Annotated in this window: 14 protein-coding genes and 2 pseudogenes; 10 read left to right on the top strand and 6 right to left on the bottom strand. The window is 60.6% G+C overall.

Annotation, left to right across the window (positions count from 1 at the left end):
- Positions 1-2: 2 nt before the first annotated feature.
- The 3 genes from ACP7BN_RS25870 to ACP7BN_RS25860 all read right to left on the bottom strand — a co-directional run bounded on the left by ACP7BN_RS25870 (position 3) and on the right by ACP7BN_RS25860 (position 3,795).
- On the bottom strand, positions 3-2,846 hold the full coding sequence (locus tag ACP7BN_RS25870) for a class I adenylate cyclase (protein ID WP_426206640.1): 2,844 nt from the start codon (positions 2,844-2,846) through the stop codon (positions 3-5).
- 193 nt (positions 2,847-3,039) lie between these two features.
- Positions 3,040-3,285 carry a TIGR02647 family protein gene (locus tag ACP7BN_RS25865; protein ID WP_420647491.1) on the bottom strand — a complete coding sequence of 82 codons (246 nt, stop codon included), beginning with the start codon at positions 3,283-3,285 and terminating at the stop codon, positions 3,040-3,042.
- Between the two features lie 225 nt (positions 3,286-3,510).
- Positions 3,511-3,795 carry a hypothetical protein gene (locus tag ACP7BN_RS25860; RefSeq protein ID WP_426206639.1) on the bottom strand — a complete coding sequence of 95 codons (285 nt, stop codon included), beginning with the start codon at positions 3,793-3,795 and terminating at the stop codon, positions 3,511-3,513.
- A 123-nt stretch (positions 3,796-3,918) separates the two neighbouring features.
- On the opposite strand from ACP7BN_RS25860, the gene ACP7BN_RS25855 reads away from it, so the two are divergent.
- Positions 3,919-4,578 (top strand): glutathione S-transferase, encoded by a 660-nt coding sequence (locus tag ACP7BN_RS25855; protein WP_426206638.1) that lies wholly within the window; start codon positions 3,919-3,921, stop codon positions 4,576-4,578.
- A 135-nt stretch (positions 4,579-4,713) separates the two neighbouring features.
- Here ACP7BN_RS25855 and argH read toward each other — a convergent pair whose 3' ends face one another.
- A complete protein-coding gene (argH, locus tag ACP7BN_RS25850) occupies positions 4,714-6,108 on the bottom strand; it encodes an argininosuccinate lyase (RefSeq protein WP_426206637.1) in 1,395 nt (464 codons plus the stop codon).
- Between the two features lie 337 nt (positions 6,109-6,445).
- Between argH and ACP7BN_RS25845 the strand changes: the two are divergent.
- From ACP7BN_RS25845 to rsd, 8 genes and pseudogenes are all read left to right on the top strand, one after another.
- Positions 6,446-6,586, top strand: a pseudogene (locus tag ACP7BN_RS25845) (sensor histidine kinase); the annotation flags it as partial.
- Positions 6,583-7,329 carry a LytR/AlgR family response regulator transcription factor gene (locus ACP7BN_RS25840; protein ID WP_426206636.1) on the top strand — a complete coding sequence of 249 codons (747 nt, stop codon included), beginning with the start codon at positions 6,583-6,585 and terminating at the stop codon, positions 7,327-7,329. The pseudogene ACP7BN_RS25845 and the gene ACP7BN_RS25840, both read left to right, overlap by 4 nt.
- A gap of 138 nt (positions 7,330-7,467) precedes the next feature.
- Positions 7,468-8,409, top strand: coding sequence for a hydroxymethylbilane synthase (gene hemC / locus ACP7BN_RS25835; RefSeq protein WP_426206635.1), 942 nt, complete (start codon positions 7,468-7,470; stop codon positions 8,407-8,409).
- Positions 8,406-9,143 (top strand): annotated as a pseudogene (locus ACP7BN_RS25830) (uroporphyrinogen-III synthase); the annotation flags it as partial. The gene hemC and the pseudogene ACP7BN_RS25830, both read left to right, overlap by 4 nt.
- A gap of 36 nt (positions 9,144-9,179) precedes the next feature.
- Entirely contained in the window at positions 9,180-10,334 is a 1,155-nt protein-coding gene (locus ACP7BN_RS25825) for a uroporphyrinogen-III C-methyltransferase (protein ID WP_426206661.1), read from the top strand.
- Positions 10,331-11,569, top strand: coding sequence for a heme biosynthesis protein HemY (locus ACP7BN_RS25820; protein ID WP_420647485.1), 1,239 nt, complete (start codon positions 10,331-10,333; stop codon positions 11,567-11,569). The genes ACP7BN_RS25825 and ACP7BN_RS25820 overlap by 4 nt, the downstream gene beginning before the upstream one ends.
- Positions 11,570-11,787: 218 nt before the next feature.
- A complete protein-coding gene (locus ACP7BN_RS25815) occupies positions 11,788-12,339 on the top strand; it encodes a disulfide bond formation protein B (protein WP_426206634.1) in 552 nt (183 codons plus the stop codon).
- Positions 12,340-12,512: 173 nt separating this feature from the next.
- Positions 12,513-12,971 carry a sigma D regulator gene (gene rsd / locus ACP7BN_RS25810; RefSeq protein WP_426206633.1) on the top strand — a complete coding sequence of 153 codons (459 nt, stop codon included), beginning with the start codon at positions 12,513-12,515 and terminating at the stop codon, positions 12,969-12,971.
- A gap of 59 nt (positions 12,972-13,030) precedes the next feature.
- Here the strand turns inward: rsd and ACP7BN_RS25805 are convergent, their stop codons facing one another.
- A complete protein-coding gene (locus tag ACP7BN_RS25805; RefSeq protein WP_426206632.1) occupies positions 13,031-13,696 on the bottom strand; it encodes an FKBP-type peptidyl-prolyl cis-trans isomerase in 666 nt (221 codons plus the stop codon).
- A gap of 192 nt (positions 13,697-13,888) precedes the next feature.
- Here ACP7BN_RS25805 and ACP7BN_RS25800 point away from each other — a divergent pair, with 192 nt between their 5' ends.
- Positions 13,889-14,968 carry an AlgP family protein gene (locus tag ACP7BN_RS25800; RefSeq protein WP_426206631.1) on the top strand — a complete coding sequence of 360 codons (1,080 nt, stop codon included), beginning with the start codon at positions 13,889-13,891 and terminating at the stop codon, positions 14,966-14,968.
- On the opposite strand, the gene ACP7BN_RS25795 is transcribed toward ACP7BN_RS25800, so the two are convergent.
- Positions 14,965-15,426, bottom strand: coding sequence for a TIGR02444 family protein (locus ACP7BN_RS25795; RefSeq protein WP_426206630.1), 462 nt, complete (start codon positions 15,424-15,426; stop codon positions 14,965-14,967). The genes ACP7BN_RS25800 and ACP7BN_RS25795 overlap by 4 nt on opposite strands.
- Between the last annotated feature and the right edge of the window lie 48 nt (positions 15,427-15,474).

Here is a 15,474-nt window from a genome sequence, read left to right as displayed (position 1 = left end):
CCTCAGACCTGTTCGAGCGCCTCGTTCAGGGCGCGCTCCAGGTCGGCCTTGTAGCGCAGATACAGATTGCTTGAACTCTGCCCATCACCGAGCAGCCCCGACAAGTCGAGGTCGGTGATGTAGCAGCGATAGCGTTCGGTCTCACGGCGCTGGCCAACGATTTCCCGGGCGACCACGCTGAACAGCTGGTCGCCATATTCCAGCTCGCAGAATTCCCGCTGATTGCAATACAAAGTGACCTGCACCTCGCCCGGTGCGGCTTTGCCGACGATCGCCTGCACGTCGTAGAAGGCTTTGTTTGCCGGCATCTGCGGCGCTGGCCGCGGCTCGACCCGGCGTGCGCGGCCCGGGCCTGACGGCAATAGTTGGTAATACAAAGTGTCGAGACTGGCGGACGGGCTGGCGTCCATCGGCACCAACGCCTCGCGGCGATACTGGATCGATTGCAGGAAACGTTGCAGCGGCACCAGCAGGCTTTGTTCGTCGTGATACGGCAAGTGTTGCTGCCACAGCGCATTGAATTCATCCAGCACGTACAGCTCCGCCTGCTGCTCGGTGACCCGGTAGAACACTTGAATGCACTCGGGCTGACCCATCGGCAGGATCAGCGCGAGGTCGTGGTCTTCCAGCGCCTTCGAGTCCAGATGCAGCGGGCTGTAGCGTGGCTGCTCCTCGCCGAGGTAATCCAGCAACGCCGGCAGCGTAGCGAGGGCGACGTGGTTGACTTGGCCCGGAACCAATTCCAGCACGTGATAGTGCTGCTGCACCTGAATCAGGTAGCGGTGATTGAGTTCGCTGAGCAACAGACTCTGCGCGGTGTCGACGATTTCCTCGACCCTGCGCGCGATGAATTGCGCACGGTTATGGCAGAAACAACGCACGCGCAGCGCCGGCTGATGCGGCCCGCGCGGCAGGTTGTTGAGGTAGTCGCGCACGCAATCAAGCAGCGCGTGCGGGCCGTCGAAGCGGTTGACCAGCACCTCGTTCCAGCTATTGAGCGTGACCTGATCCAGCGTCAGTACGAGGTTTTCGCGTACCCCGGCGTAGCTCAGTGAGTCAGTGCGCTCGGTGGTCATCAGGATGTTCAGATCGCGGTGATGCTTGAGCGGATCGACGCCGACGTTCACCAGAATCAGTACTTCGCTTGGCACGGCGGCGCGCAACAACGATTCTTCGGCAACGGAGGGCAAGGGCAGGGCGATGCTCTGTTGCAGGCTGCCGAGCAGGTTGAACAGCTCGAACTCGCTCAGGTCGCTGGTGCCGGGATGCAAGGCCAGTCGCGTGCTGCTGTCGATCACGCCGTTGCGGTGGCACCAGGTCAGCAGCTTGAGCAAATCGCGGCTGCGCTTGATCGGTGCGAAGTGTTCCCACTCCAGCGCGGTCAGGCTGCCGTTGTACAGGCCCCACTGGGTTTGCCCCGGCTCCTTTTTATTGCGCGCTTGCACCAGCGTCAGGGTGTCTTCGGCCAGATCCGGGGCAATGCCCGGATTGATGAATTCGACTTTGTCGGCCTTGCGCTCGAACGCGGCGTACAAGCGCCGGCCGAGTACGTTGAGGTCGCGTTTGTTGATCAGGCTGACGGTTTGCTCGGTGCGGGCGAACTGGGTCAGGAAGCGGTAGCTGTAATTCAGCTCGTTAACCAGTGCCCGGCGTTCGGCAGCGACCTGGCGCACTTTCCACTGGCTACGACTATCGAGCAGCGCCAATTGCCGCTGATCCCAATGCCATTCATTAGCCAAGCGTTCCAGCAGCGAACGCTGCCAGCTCTGAGTGCGCGTGTTGCCGGTGAGCTTGCGGTTGACCTTGAGGTACAGCGCCCGGCGTACCAGCTCCAGCCGTTCCGGTTCGTTGCGCGCGATGAGGTATTCCTCGATGCGGCGATAGACCACCATGTACGGATCCAGCTCATCCAGATCCAGCTGATTGGCGAACACCGCTTGCTTGAAGCGCAGGCTCAGGCACTGCACTTGCGGGTGTTCGCTGGCGTAGACCTCGGTCAGCAGCAGCTTGAGCACCGACTTGTAGGGCGACTCGATGCCCTTGAACAACTGCCACAGCCCGGCGCCGATGAACTCGCCCGGCGGGATGTGCGCAAGGTGGCCAAGGTCGAGGGTTTCGTCGTTGCGGATGAAGCGCTTGGAGATCAGCGTGTGGGTGTATTGCGCGTAAGTACTTTCTTCGTAGACCGGCACCAGCCACCAGATCGGCGTGCGCCCGGCCAGCCAGATCGCGGTGCGGTAGAACTCGTCCAGCAACAGATAGTGCTGGGTGGTGCCGCAGTCTTCGGAGCTGAGCTGGGAGTCGCGCTCGCCTTTGACGAAACGCAGCGGGTCGATCAGGAAGAAATGAGCCTCGGCGCCTTGGCTCGCGGCCCAGACTTCCAGCAACTGGCATTTCTTGCGTAACTCGGCGAGTTCGCTCTCGCTGAGGTCGGGTGCGTGGCATACCCACACGTCCATGTCGCTTTGATCTGCCTGCGCCAGCGTACCGAGGCTGCCCATCAGGAACAGGCCGTGAATCGGTCGCGGCGGATTGCTGCCATGCCTCGGCTTGTAAGAGAAGGAACGGGTCAGGCGTTGAGCCTCGGCAAGCACGTCGGCGTCCGGCTCATAGTTCGACAGTCCGGCCGGCGTGCTGCCGGAGACATAACCAGGCAACAGCGGATGATTGACGTGAAAGAACAGCGGTAGCAGCGTCAGCACACTTTGCTGGCGGGTCGACAAACCTTCTTGCGCCCGGCTCAGACGACCGTCGTTGAGTTTGAGAAAACGTGCACGCAGTTGGCTGAGAACCTTGCGGTCGATGCCTTCGTCCAGATCAGGGCGGATTTCATGGGTGCGGGTCATGTCGGCTCAAACCGGCTCGCGAGGCGCGGATGCAGAAGGTCACGGAATGCGGGGGAGTTTAGCGGTTGAGCGGGTGGACGTTTAAGCTGAATTTGTTTTTTGACGCCAGATTTGCATCGCGCGGCGACAGCGGGCGATCAAGTTGGCCCGCGGAAATCCCGTGGCAGGAGTTTCCGTGGGCAAGACAGGTGATTCAGGCTGTTTCTTGCTCTTTCAGGATGGTCAGCACGATTTGCACATTTTGCGCAGCGTCGCGACCCAGGCTGGTCAGATAGCCGCCATCAGGCTGGTCGGTCAGTTCTTTATCGAAGAGACGTTGGGCGGCGGCAATGTGTTTCGGGGCAGCGGTCTGATGAATTTTCAAACCTTCCTGGGAACTGTCCAGGGGAAAGAGTGAAAGGACTTCCAGTTCGGCAACCAACTCAGGGCTAAGCGACATAAGGACTCCAGACTTTCTAGGAATTGGAACGAAGCGCCCCTAAGGTGAACCCGCTTTTGCGGCATGTCCAGTGCCTGAACAAGGGTTTTCGCCTCGGAGTGCTTTTTGTGGCGAGGGAGCTTGCTCCCGCTGGGGCGCGTAGCGGCCCCCAAAAGCTTGACGACTGCTGCGCAGCCGAGCGGGAGCAAGCTCCCTCGCCACAGAGTCTAGTCTGGAAAAACGACTTCACTGTTTCTCTGGTGGCAACTCTGGCAGCTTACGCAGTGCGGCTTCGTACCATTCGGTATTGAACGCACGATCCTCATCGAGCATCGCGTCAATCTCAAACGCCAGCACATGCGCCATCAGATTAAGGATTTCCTCGCGCTCGACACCCACCAGCGTGAGCTTGTTGAACGTGGCTTTCGCCGCAGGCGGGTTATCGCTTTCGATCTGGTTCTCGATCGCTTCGATCAGCGTGCTCTCGGTGAACTCTTCTTCGTCGTTGTCGATGTCTGTCGGCTCGCTCATGGCAGGCTCCTCAAGGAAAGCGGCGAGTTTACCCGCATTCAAGTGCGTGATGCTGCTGGCAAGAATCCGCCGGGCGATCTATAAACAGGCACTGCCCACCCCGCACGGCCCGGAGGCTCTGTGATGCTCAAGCTCTACGGATTTTCTGTCAGCAATTACTACAACATGGTCAAACTGGCGCTTCTGGAGAAGGGCGTGCCGTTCGAAGAGGTCATGTTTTACCCGGCACAGACCGCCGAATCGTTGGCGATCAGCCCGCGCGGCAAAGTGCCGGTGCTGGGCACGGATCAGGGCGTGGTCAACGAAACCTCGGTGATCCTCGAATACATCGAGAGCAGCCAGACTGGCAAACCGCTACTGCCCATCGAGCCGTACGAACGCGCGCAGGTGCTGGCGCTGGCCAAGGAAATCGAGCTGTACATCGAGCTGCCGGGCCGCGCCTGTTATGGCGAAGCGTTCTTCGGCGCAGCCGTTCCCGAAGCGATCAAGGAGAAAACCAAAGCCGAGCTGCTGTTGGGTTTTGCGGCGCTGGGCCGGCACGGCAAGTTCGCCCCGTATGTAGCGGGCGACAGTCTGAGCGTGGCGGATTTGTACTTCCTGTACAGCGTGCCGCTGGCCTGCGCGGTCGGGCAGAAGCTGTTCGGTGTGGATTTGCTGGCAGAGATGCCGAAGGCCAAGGCGTTGCTGGAGCGGCTTGAGCAGAATCCGCACGTGCAGAAGATTGCGGCGGACAAGGATGCGGCGATGCCGGCGTTTTTGGCGATGATCGCCGCCAAGAAATAGTTTTTTGTAGTGTCTTGAAGTCAGTCATCGCTGGCAAGCCAGCTCCCACAGGGTTTGAGTCGAACACACGATCGTGTTTCAAAACAGAACCTTGTGGGAGGTGCGGTGCGACGATTCGACTTGCCAGCGATGCTTTTAGCGGCTGGCGAGCAATGCCTTGCCGCGAACCACAGCAGCCTTGACCTGCGCCGGCGCAGTGCCGCCGATATGGTCACGGGCATTCACCGAGCCTTCCAGCGTCAGCACGGCAAACACATCCTGCTCGATCTGATCGCTGAACTTGCGCAGTTCTTCCAGGCTCATTTCCGCCAGATCCTTGCCGGTGTCCACGCCGTATTTCACGGCATGCCCAACGATTTCGTGGCAGTCACGGAACGGCAGGCCACGGCGCACCAGGTAGTCGGCCAGATCGGTCGCGGTAGAGAAACCGCGCAGCGCCGCTTCACGCATGATCGCGTGCTTGGGCTTGATCGCCGGGATCATGTCGGCAAATGCACGCAGCGAATCGCGCAGGGTGTCGGCGGCGTCGAACAGCGGCTCTTTGTCCTCCTGGTTGTCCTTGTTGTAGGCCAGCGGCTGGCCTTTCATCAGGGTCAGCAGGCCCATCAGCGCGCCGAATACGCGGCCGGTCTTGCCGCGAACCAGTTCCGGCACGTCGGGATTTTTCTTTTGCGGCATGATCGAGCTGCCGGTGCAGAAACGGTCCGGCAGATCGATGAACTGGAACTGCGCACTGGTCCACAGCACCAGTTCTTCGGAGAAGCGCGACAGGTGCATCATCGCGATGCTCGCGGCCGAGCAGAACTCGATGGCGAAGTCACGATCGGACACGTTGTCCAGCGAATTGCCGCCGACTGCGTCGAAATTCAGCAGCTGGGCGGTGAATTCGCGATCGATCGGATACGTGGTGCCGGCCAGCGCGGCGCTGCCCAGCGGCATGCGGTTGGTGCGCTTGCGGCAGTCGACCAGACGCTCGTAGTCGCGGCTGAGCATTTCGAACCAGGCCAGCATGTGATGGCCGAAGGTCACTGGCTGCGCGGTCTGCAAGTGGGTAAAGCCGGGCATGATGCTGCCGGCCTCGCGCTCGGCTTGCTCAAGCAGGCCTTGTTGCAGGCGCGTGATCTCGGCCAGGATCAGGTCGATTTCGTCACGCAGCCACAGGCGAATGTCGGTGGCGACCTGGTCGTTACGGCTGCGGCCGGTGTGCAGCTTCTTGCCGGTCACGCCGATGCGATCGGTCAGGCGCGCTTCGATGTTCATGTGCACGTCTTCGAGGTCGATGCGCCAGTCGAACTGGCCCGCCTCGATTTCGCCCTGAATGGTGTTCAGGCCGTCGATGATGCTGTCGCGCTCGGCATCGGTCAGCACGCCGACCTTGGCCAGCATGGTGGCGTGGGCGATCGAACCCATGATGTCGTGGCGATACAGGCGCTGGTCGAAAGTGACGGAGGCGGTGAAGCGGGCGACGAAGGCGTCGACGGGTTCACTGAAGCGGCCGCCCCAGGACTGATTGGTCTTGTCAGTGCTCATGAATTCGCTCGTATCGGCTTGAAAAAAGAAGGCGTGAAACGCTGGCGCGGATAATAACAGGGTTGCCAATCCTGTCGCTGACACTGGTCGATACGTTTTTTTCTCATCGGGTGATCCATAGTCGCCGCAGTGCGCAGCGGTTTTGCGCAAGGATATTTTCCGATTGAGCAATATCGGCCCGACGAACGTCTACAGTTGGACAGAAGGGTGGGCGTGCATGCGGATCGCGCAAAGCGCATGGCGCCGACTATAAGAAGAGAGAGGGGTGTGTGGATTGTCCATTGTCAGACCCTGTGTACCACGCAGAAAACAGCGGGCCTTGAGCAGTACGACCCGGGCATCGGCAAATATTGCTGGCCGACGTACGGCACTTTTTGGCGCTCGCGCTAGTCTTAGCGTGGATCGCGGTGACGGACGTCACTCCACTTGTCTACGCTATCCTTGTGCGAGACTCACGCAGGAATCCAGCGCAATATGAATGTCCTGATCGTTGATGACGAACCACTTGCCCGCGAGCGCCTTAGCCGAATGGTGGGCGAAATCGAAGGCTATACAGTCCTGGAGCCCAGCGCCACGAACGGCGAAGAGGCGTTGGCACTGATCGACAGCCACAAGCCGGATATCGTGTTGCTCGATATCCGCATGCCGGGCCTTGATGGCTTGCAAGTGGCTGCCCGCCTGTGCGAACGCGAAACCCCGCCTGCTGTGGTGTTGTGCACAGGTGCCGATGAATTTTCCGAGGAAGCCCTGCAGGCCAGCGCCGTAGGCTATCTGGTGAAACCCGTGCGAACCGAGCATCTGCATGAAGCCCTGAAAAAGGCTGAACGTCCGAATCGGGGCCAACTCTCGGCCCTGACCCGTCCCGCAGCCGAAAGCGGTACCGGCCCGCGCAGTCACATCAGCGCCCGCACCCGCAAAGGCATCGAACTGATCCCGCTGGATCAGGTGGTGTATTTCATTGCCGACCACAAATACGTGACCCTGCGTCACGAGGGCGGCGAAGTGTTGCTCGACGAGCCGCTCAAGGCCCTTGAGGACGAATTCGGCGAGCGCTTCGTGCGGATCCACCGCAACGCACTGGTCGCTCGCGATCGCATCGAACGCTTGCAACGCACGCCGCTGGGGCATTTTCAGCTGTTCCTCAAAGGCCTGAACGGTGATGCGTTGATCGTCAGCCGCCGGCATGTGGCTGGCGTGCGCAAGATGATGCAGGGGCTTTGACCGGGCAATTCAGGTTCGACCGTTCGCTCATTTACCAGGCATTGCAGGCCAGGGAGGCCACGCCGTTTCTGATTCAAGTCAAAGTGGATTTGACTGAGCTGTTATTATCCGCCGTATCTATTCAGTACGGATTGATCCATGTCCTCTCGCGAAATCCGCATCGCCACCCGCAAAAGTGCCTTGGCTCTCTGGCAGGCCGAATACGTCAAAGCCCGTCTCGAAGCGGCCCACCCGGGTTTGCTGGTAACACTGGTGCCCATGGTCAGTCGCGGCGACAAGCTGCTTGATTCGCCACTGTCGAAGATCGGCGGCAAGGGACTTTTCGTTAAAGAACTGGAAACCGCGTTGCTCGAAAACGACGCCGACATCGCCGTGCACTCGATGAAAGATGTGCCGATGGATTTCCCCGAAGGGCTCGGTCTGTTCTGCATCTGCGAGCGCGAAGATCCGCGTGATGCGTTCGTCTCCAATACCTATTCGAGTCTTGATGCGCTGCCTGCCGGCGCCATTGTCGGCACCTCCAGCCTGCGGCGTCAGGCGCAGTTGCTGACCCGGCGTCCGGATCTGCAAATCCGCTTCCTGCGTGGCAACGTCAACACCCGTCTGGCCAAGCTTGATGCTGGCGAGTACGACGCGATCATCCTCGCGGCGGCCGGGTTGATTCGTCTCGGTTTCGAAGAGCGCATTACCTCGGCGATCAGCGTTGACGACAGTCTGCCGGCCGGTGGCCAAGGCGCGGTTGGCATCGAATGCCGCAGCGCTGACAGCGACATTCATGCCTTGCTCAGCCCCCTGCATCATGCCGACACCGCCGACCGCGTTACTGCCGAACGTGCTCTGAATAAACATTTGAATGGCGGCTGCCAAGTACCAATCGCCTGCTACGCCGTGCTTGAAGGCGATCAACTGTGGCTGCGTGGTCTGGTCGGTGAGCCGAGCGGCGGCAAGCTGCTCAGCGCTGAAGCTCGCGCGCCACGCGCCTCAGCGGAAACCCTCGGCGTGCAGGTTGCCGAAGACTTGCTCAGCCAGGGCGCTGCCGAGATTCTCAAAGCGGTGTACGGCGAGGCTGGTCACGAGTGACTGCCTGGCGCCTATTGCTGACGCGCCCTGCAGACGACTGCGCGGCGCTGGCCGAGGTGCTGGCGGGCGAGGGGATTTTCGGCAGCTGTCTGCCGCTTCTGGAAATCGCCCCGCTGAAAGTCTCTGAGACAATGCGCCGGACATTCGCCGATCCGTCACGCTACAACGCAGTGATCGTGGTCAGCAAACCGGCTGCGCGCATTGCCGTGGATTTGCTTGGCGCAGCGCCTGCGGTAATGCCGTGGTTCAGCGTCGGCGCGGCGACAGCGCAGATTCTTCAGGCTCATGGGCTGGACGCGAGCTACCCCGCTGAGGGCGACGACAGTGAAGCACTGCTGCAATTGCCGCGTCTGCGCGAGGTCGTTGCGAAGCCCGGATCGCAAGTATTGATCCTGCGTGGCGAGGGTGGTCGCGAGTTGCTGGCCGAGCGCTTGCGTGAGCTTGGTGCTAGTGTCGACTATCTGGAATTGTATCGCCGTGACCTGCCGGCCTACCCGCCAGAAGAACTGTTGCGGCGCATCGCAGCGGAACGCCTGAACGGGCTGGTGGTCAGCAGTGGACAGGGTTTCGAGCACTTGCGCCAATTGGCCGGCGATGCCTGGCCGCAACTTGCGCAGGTGCCGCTGTTTGTTCCAAGCCCAAGAGTCGCCGAGCAGGCACGTGCCGCCGGGGCTCGAACAGTTGTGGATTGCCGCGGCGCGAGTGCCGCGGCTTTGCTGACGGCGTTACGGGAATATCCCGGCCCGTTTTCTAATGCAAAGGATGGATACGTGAGCGAAACAGCCCTGCCAAAAGATGACGCCAAGCCTGTGATTGAAGCCCGGGTCGAGCCGTCGCCAGACAAACTCTCCCCGGTCACGCCGGCCCGTCGAGGCAACGGACTGGCCATCGTCGCCTTGCTGCTCGGCGCCGCCGGGGTGGCCGTGGGTGGTTGGGGTGTCTGGCAAGTGCGGCACTTGCAAGCCAACACCGCGCAACAGTTGAACCAAGTGCAGGCGCTGAATGATCAGGCGCAGACCCTCAAACTCAACGAGCAACGGCTGACCGAGCGCCTCGCGCAATTGCCGGGCGCTGATGAACTCGCAGAGCGCCAGCGTCTGGTGGCGCAGCTGCAGGGCGATCAGCAGCGCCTCAATCAACGTCTGGAAACCGTTCTTGGCGCCAGCCGCAAGGATTGGCGTCTGGCCGAGGCCGAGCATTTGTTGCGTCTGGCCAGCCTGCGTCTTTCGGCCTTGCAGGACATCAGCAGCGCTCAGGCGCTGGTGCAGGGCGCCGACGAAATTCTGCGTGAGCAGAACGACCCTGGTTCGTTCGCTGCCCGCGAGCAAGTAGCCAAAACTCTGGTAGCGCTACGCAGCACCGAGCAGCCGGATCGCACCGGGTTGTTCCTGCGTCTGGGCGCGTTGCGCGATCAGGTGATCGACCTCACCGAGCTGGCGCCGGAGTACAAGGATCGCGGTGAATCGCTGCTGGGCCTGACTGCTGATGGTGATGGCGAAAGTCGTTGGGAACAGTGGTGGGACAAGGTTTCGCGCTATATCCGCATCGATTTCAACGCTGACAAGAACGTCCGTCCGCTACTGGCCGGACAGAGCCTGAGCCAGGTGCGTCTGGCGCTGAGTCTGGCACTCGAACAGGCGCAGTGGGCCGCACTCAATGGTCAGGCGCCGGTGTACACCCAGGCCATGGCCGAAGCGCGCGATGTGCTCAAGGGCAATTTCAATCCGGATAATGCGCAGAGCAAAGTCATGCTTGAGCAGGTTGCCGAGCTGAGCAAACAACCGGTGACGGTGGTCACGCCGGACCTCACCACGACCCTGAGTGCCGTGCAAGGGTATCTGGAACGACGCAACGTCAACGCTGAAGAATCGATCAAACCTTTCGCCAAACCTGCCGCCAACACCGCGCAGGAGGCCACGCCATGAAGCGCCTGTATGTGATCGTGTTTCTGGTGATTGCGGCGACGGCGGCGTTGGGCCTGGCGATTGCCGAGCATTCCGGTTACGTGCTGGTGGCCTACAAAAGCTTCCGTTATGAATCGAGCCTGTGGGCGACGCTGGCCTTCATCGCAGTGCTCTGGCTGCTGGTGTGGGGCATCAAGGCGCTGATCGAGTTGGTGATGGCCTCCGGCGGCGTGGTCAATCCATGGTCGCGACGCAACCGCAGTCGGCGTGTGCAGGTTGCCATCGAACACGGTCAGCTGGATCTGGCCGAGGGCCGCTGGGCCAGCGCGCAGCGTCATTTGCATCGCGCCGCTGAAGCCGAGCGCCAACCCTTGCTGTATTACCTCGGCGCTGCCCGTGCGGCCAACGAGCAAGGCAACTACGAAGAAAGTGATCGCCTGCTCGAGCGTGCTCTTGAGCGACAGCCACAAGCTGAACTGGCGATTGCTCTGAGTCATGCCCAGTTGCAAACCGACCGCGGCGATACCGACGGCGCGCTGGTGACCTTGCAAGCCATGCACGAACGCCATCCGCATAACGCGCAGACCTTGCGCCAGTTACAGCGCTTGCATCAGCAGCGCGGCGATTGGTCGGCGGTGATTCGCCTGTTGCCTGAACTGCGTAAGGACAAAGTGTTGCCTCCGGCAGAGCTGACGGAGCTCGAGCGTCGCGCCTGGGGCAAAAATCTGTCGCTGGCAGCGCATCGTGAAGAGGACGGTACGGTCGGTTTGCAGTCGCTCAATCGCGCCTGGCAGCAATTGTCTTCTGCCCAGCGTCAAGAGCCACCGCTGGTGTTGGCTTACGCTGAACAACTGCGGCAACTGGGTGCTCAGGTCGAAGCCGAAGAGGTTTTGCGAAATGCGCTCAAACGCAAATACGACAGCCATCTGGCGCGGCTCTATGGGCTGGTACGCGGCAGCGATCCGGCGCGTCAAGTGCAAACCGCCGAGGGTTGGCTCAAGGAGCATCCGGGCGACGCGAGTCTGCTGCTGACGCTGGGTCGTCTGTGCCTGCAAACCAGTTTGTGGGGCAAGGCGCGGGACTATCTGGAAAGCAGCCTGCGCGTGCAGCGCAACCCGGAAACCTGTGCCGAACTGGCGCGATTGCTTGCTCAACTCGGCGACACCGAACGCAGCAACCTGCTGTTCCAGGAAGGGCTTGGACTGCTTGATGAGCGCCTGCTGGCCGCGCCATTGCCGGTGCCGGTGCGCGCCTGATCTGCTCGGGGGAGGCTGCTCCCCCGTTCACTTCCGTGACTGAATAGTTACCGTAAAAACAACTCCTGGGCAATTTCCTACAGAGGACTACACCGAATCCTCTCGTGCCTGTCGGGTTTTCCCTACACTTCTGGTGAAGTGTCGCCAGCGCCCCGCCTTGAAAGGCCAAGGCGCTTTCCTCTACCGTAACTGCCTGTCTCTAATGTTACGGATTAGCCATGTCGTTGGCCTGCTCACGCTCCCTGTTCTTTATGGCTTTCACTGTGGGGATTCTGGCCCTGGGAGCTTCCTATTACCTCGAATACGCGGTCGGACTGGTGCCTTGCAGCCTGTGTCTGGTGCAGCGCCTGTTCCTCAGTGTGCTCACCGTCAGCTGTGGGATGGCAGCGGTGCACGGGCCGCAGCGGTGCGGCCTGGCGCTGTACTGGCTCACCACTTTGGCCGCGGGGCTCGGCGGCATGACGGCGGCGTGGCGGCAGGTATTGTTGCAGGGCGACTCGATGGAACACCTGGTGCATTGCGTACCCGGCGCCGAGGAGATGTTCAGCAGTCTGCCGTGGGTATGTGCACTGATGCGCATGTTCAATGACACTGCTGATTGTGCGGAATTGTCCTGGACATTGTTTGACCTGAGCATCCCGGAGTGGAGTCTGTTGTTCTTCGTCGCTATGTCGATTCTGGCGGTTTACCAACTGCTGCGTCTGGTCTGGAGCGCTCTGCAGCGACCGCTCAGCGGCGAAGCGTCGCACCGGGAGCTGGTCGGGGATTAAACACTTGTATGAACTTTCTCTCCTGCGTACCTTGAAGCCATAGGCGTGCGGGCATAATCTGGCCCGCACGTGTCATTGGAATTATGTTGCTCGATGACGCTCTGCCTGGCCGACCCCCGCAAAGAGGGGCGCGGGTGTAGAGCAGCATGACCCACAAGGGAAGAGAGATCGCCATGCTCGAAAGTTGTCAGAATGCTCAGGAACGTTGGGGTGGAGTTCATCTGCTGATCGACCGCTGGCTCCAGGAGCGTGAGGAACTGATCGCTGCCTATGACAAGCTGGGCGCCAAGCCTCAATCGTTGTCCGAAGATCGCAAGCCGTTGCAGGAATTCTGCGGCGTGCTGGTCGACTACGTATCTGCCGGGCACTTCGAAATCTACGAACAGTTGACTGGTGAAGCCAAGGCCTTCAACGACAAGCGTGGCCTGGAACTCGCCGAGACGATCTATCCGCGCATCGATGTCATCACTGAAAAGCTGCTGGCGTTCAACGATCTTTGCGATGAAGGCAAATGCGTTGTCGAGAAATTCAAGGAGCTGGGCGGGTTGCTCCACGAGCGTTTCGAACTCGAAGACTGCCTGATCGAAGTGCTGCACACCGCGCACAAGGAAGAGGATTCGGTTCGGGCCTGAGCCGACCCCGCAACACACAAAAACGGTGCGCCCAAAGCGCACCGTTTTTTATTGCCTGATCAGCTGGTCGCGCCGCGCAATTCGACTTCGAATATCAGCGGTGTGAAGGGTGCGATCAGGTCGCCAGCGCCGTCCGCGCCATAGGCCTGATCGGATGGAATCACCAGTCGCCACTTGGCCCCGACGGGCATGTCTTGCAACGCGGTGCGCCATCCGGCGATCACGCTGTCGAGATTGAACCACTGCGGCTGCGTGTTCTGATCGAACACCGTGCCATCCGGCAACCGACCGACGTACAGCACCTGCACTTTTCCATCAGGGCCAGCCTTGGTGCCGGTGCCCGGTGTCAGTTCGGTCATCAGGATGCCGTCGGCCAAAACCTTCACGCCAGGTTTGGCTTTTTCAGCCGTGAGAAAACGCCTCTCGTTTTCCAGGGCGGCGTCGCTCGAAGGCTGCGTTGGATGCTCGGCATTCTGTGCTTCGTGGTCGGCCAGAATCTGCTCGATCCGCGCCTCGCTCAGCGCCAGTGGCTTGCCTTGATAGGCCTGTTGCAAACCTTCAACCAAAGCCTGCAACTGCAATTGCGGCACCTCTTGGCGCAGGCGTTCACCGAGGCTTGCGCCGAGGCTGTAGGCCAGATCGTGAGCATCATTTGCGCTGGTTTTTTCGTCAGCCTGAGCGAGCGAAAAAATCATGCAGAGGGATAAAAAAAGGTAGCGCGACATCGGCACTCTCCGTCCTGAATTGCGCTGGATTATGCCAGCGCAATCGTCTGCAACGGTGAACTGCTTTGGCCAATACGCAGAAGTTTTTCGCAGGCTTACAACCGAGTGCTTTCGATACTGTCAACATGCCCTAGCGGCGGTAGCAGCAGAGGTCTAGTATGAGCCGCACTCACTTCAGCCAGGAGGTAAACCATGTCGGCCACCAAGAAGCCTGTAAATACTCCGTTGCACTTACTCCAACAACTCTCGGGCAGCCTGCTCGAGCATTTGGAAAACGCTTGCTCGCAAGCTTTGGCTGATGCTGAGAAGTTGCTCGCCAAACTTGAGAAGCAACGCGGCAAGGCGCAAGAAAAACTGCACAAGTCCCGTACCAAATTGCAGGACGCAGCTGCGGCCGGTAAAGCCAAGGCGCAGACCAAAGCCAAAGGCGCAGTGAAAGAACTCGAAGAGCTGCTGGATGCGCTGAAGGATCGTCAATCCGATACCCGCAGCTACATTCTGCAACTCAAACGCGATGCTCAGGAAAGCCTGAAACTGGCTCAGGGCGTTGGTCGTGTACAAGAGGCTGTGGGCAAGGCGTTGACCCTGCGTGCAGCCAAACCGGCAGCGGCACCTGCGAAGAAAGCCGCAGCCAAACCTGCCGCTGCAAAAGCGCCAGCCAAAGCAGCGGCCAAGCCTGCTGCCAAAGCACCGGTGAAAGCTGCTACGAAACCTGCGGCGAAGAAACCTGCTGCGGCCAGCGCTGCAAAACCTGCAGCTAAAACTGCTGCTGCCAAACCTGCCGCGAGCAAAGCTGCCGCCGCAAAACCGGCAGCAAAAACCACTGCTGCCAAAGCAGCGCCGGCGAAAACTGCCGCTAAGCCAGTTGCCAAAATCGCAGTTAAACCGGCAGCAAAACCTGCCGCGAAAACCGCCGCTGCAAAACCGGCAGCCAAGACTGCTACCAAGCCAGCTGCAAAAGCAGCAGCTAAACCAGCGGCCAAACCTGCTGTGAAAGCTGCGGCCAAACCCGCTGCTAAACCAGCCGCTGCGGCCAAACCTGCTACCACCGCAGCCAAGCCGGTAGCCGCAAAACCGGCTGCCAAACCAGCCGCTAAAAAACCTGTCGCTGCCAAACCAGCAGCCACCAAGTCGGCAACCCCGCCAGCGGCAAAACCTGCGACCCCGGCATCCCCGGCTCCGTCCGCAGCAGCTGCAACGCCAGCCACCACCTCGACTTCCGCGCCAGCCGCCGCGTCGAGCCCTGCCAGCAACTCGACCAGCGCTTCCTAAGCGCCAGTCGCCGCGGCGCGCAGCACTTGCAGCGCGTCGTGGTTCAGGTGGGTCGCGCTACCCGCCAGTGCCTCCAGCCACCCCCTCATGCCCGCCACATTTTGCGCCCAGCCCTGAGCCACACCTTCAAGTCGTGACAACAGCGCACGCTCGGCCTCCAGCTCCAATCCCTTGATCTGATCACGCATACCTTTGAGCACCGCATCAGTCTCGGCGAGGGTTTTCCAGTGCATGCGCAATTCGCGCAACGGCTGCACCACTTCGGTATCCCACGGTACGGTCAGCTCTTGAAGCTGGCGCACGCGTTGTTCATCGCAATTCACGCCGCGATGTTCCAGCCACGCGCCGCACAGCAGCAGGCACACATTGGCACCCGCCGTCTGCAAGCGCAGGCAAGCGTCTTCCACGCCCGGACGGGCGTAGGTGGCAAGGGCAAAGCTCCACAGGTCAGAGGACATCGTGCTTCTCGCGCCAGTTGTGAGCGAAGCTGGTAGACTCCGCCGCCA

The sequence above is a fragment of the Pseudomonas sp. TWP3-1 genome (assembly GCF_049896625.1).
Taxonomy (GTDB): Bacteria; Pseudomonadota; Gammaproteobacteria; order Pseudomonadales; family Pseudomonadaceae; genus Aquipseudomonas.
Note: the sequence above shows the minus strand (reverse complement) of the source record. Positions and strands in the feature narration are given on the sequence as shown.

What these genes read in the sequence shown, in the direction of transcription:
- ACP7BN_RS25870 (WP_426206640.1), bottom strand. Translation starts at nt 2,846, where the DNA reads ATGACCCGCACCCATGAAATCCGCCCTGATCTGGACGAAGGCATCGAC.
- ACP7BN_RS25865 (WP_420647491.1), bottom strand. Translation starts at nt 3,285, where the DNA reads ATGTCGCTTAGCCCTGAGTTGGTTGCCGAACTGGAAGTCCTTTCACTC.
- ACP7BN_RS25860 (WP_426206639.1), bottom strand. Translation starts at nt 3,795, where the DNA reads ATGAGCGAGCCGACAGACATCGACAACGACGAAGAAGAGTTCACCGAG.
- ACP7BN_RS25855 (WP_426206638.1), top strand. Translation starts at nt 3,919, where the DNA reads ATGCTCAAGCTCTACGGATTTTCTGTCAGCAATTACTACAACATGGTC.
- argH (WP_426206637.1), bottom strand. Translation starts at nt 6,108, where the DNA reads ATGAGCACTGACAAGACCAATCAGTCCTGGGGCGGCCGCTTCAGTGAA.
- ACP7BN_RS25840 (WP_426206636.1), top strand. Translation starts at nt 6,583, where the DNA reads ATGAATGTCCTGATCGTTGATGACGAACCACTTGCCCGCGAGCGCCTT.
- hemC (WP_426206635.1), top strand. Translation starts at nt 7,468, where the DNA reads ATGTCCTCTCGCGAAATCCGCATCGCCACCCGCAAAAGTGCCTTGGCT.
- ACP7BN_RS25820 (WP_420647485.1), top strand. Translation starts at nt 10,331, where the DNA reads ATGAAGCGCCTGTATGTGATCGTGTTTCTGGTGATTGCGGCGACGGCG.
- ACP7BN_RS25815 (WP_426206634.1), top strand. Translation starts at nt 11,788, where the DNA reads ATGTCGTTGGCCTGCTCACGCTCCCTGTTCTTTATGGCTTTCACTGTG.
- rsd (WP_426206633.1), top strand. Translation starts at nt 12,513, where the DNA reads ATGCTCGAAAGTTGTCAGAATGCTCAGGAACGTTGGGGTGGAGTTCAT.
- ACP7BN_RS25805 (WP_426206632.1), bottom strand. Translation starts at nt 13,696, where the DNA reads ATGTCGCGCTACCTTTTTTTATCCCTCTGCATGATTTTTTCGCTCGCT.
- ACP7BN_RS25800 (WP_426206631.1), top strand. Translation starts at nt 13,889, where the DNA reads ATGTCGGCCACCAAGAAGCCTGTAAATACTCCGTTGCACTTACTCCAA.
- ACP7BN_RS25795 (WP_426206630.1), bottom strand. Translation starts at nt 15,426, where the DNA reads ATGTCCTCTGACCTGTGGAGCTTTGCCCTTGCCACCTACGCCCGTCCG.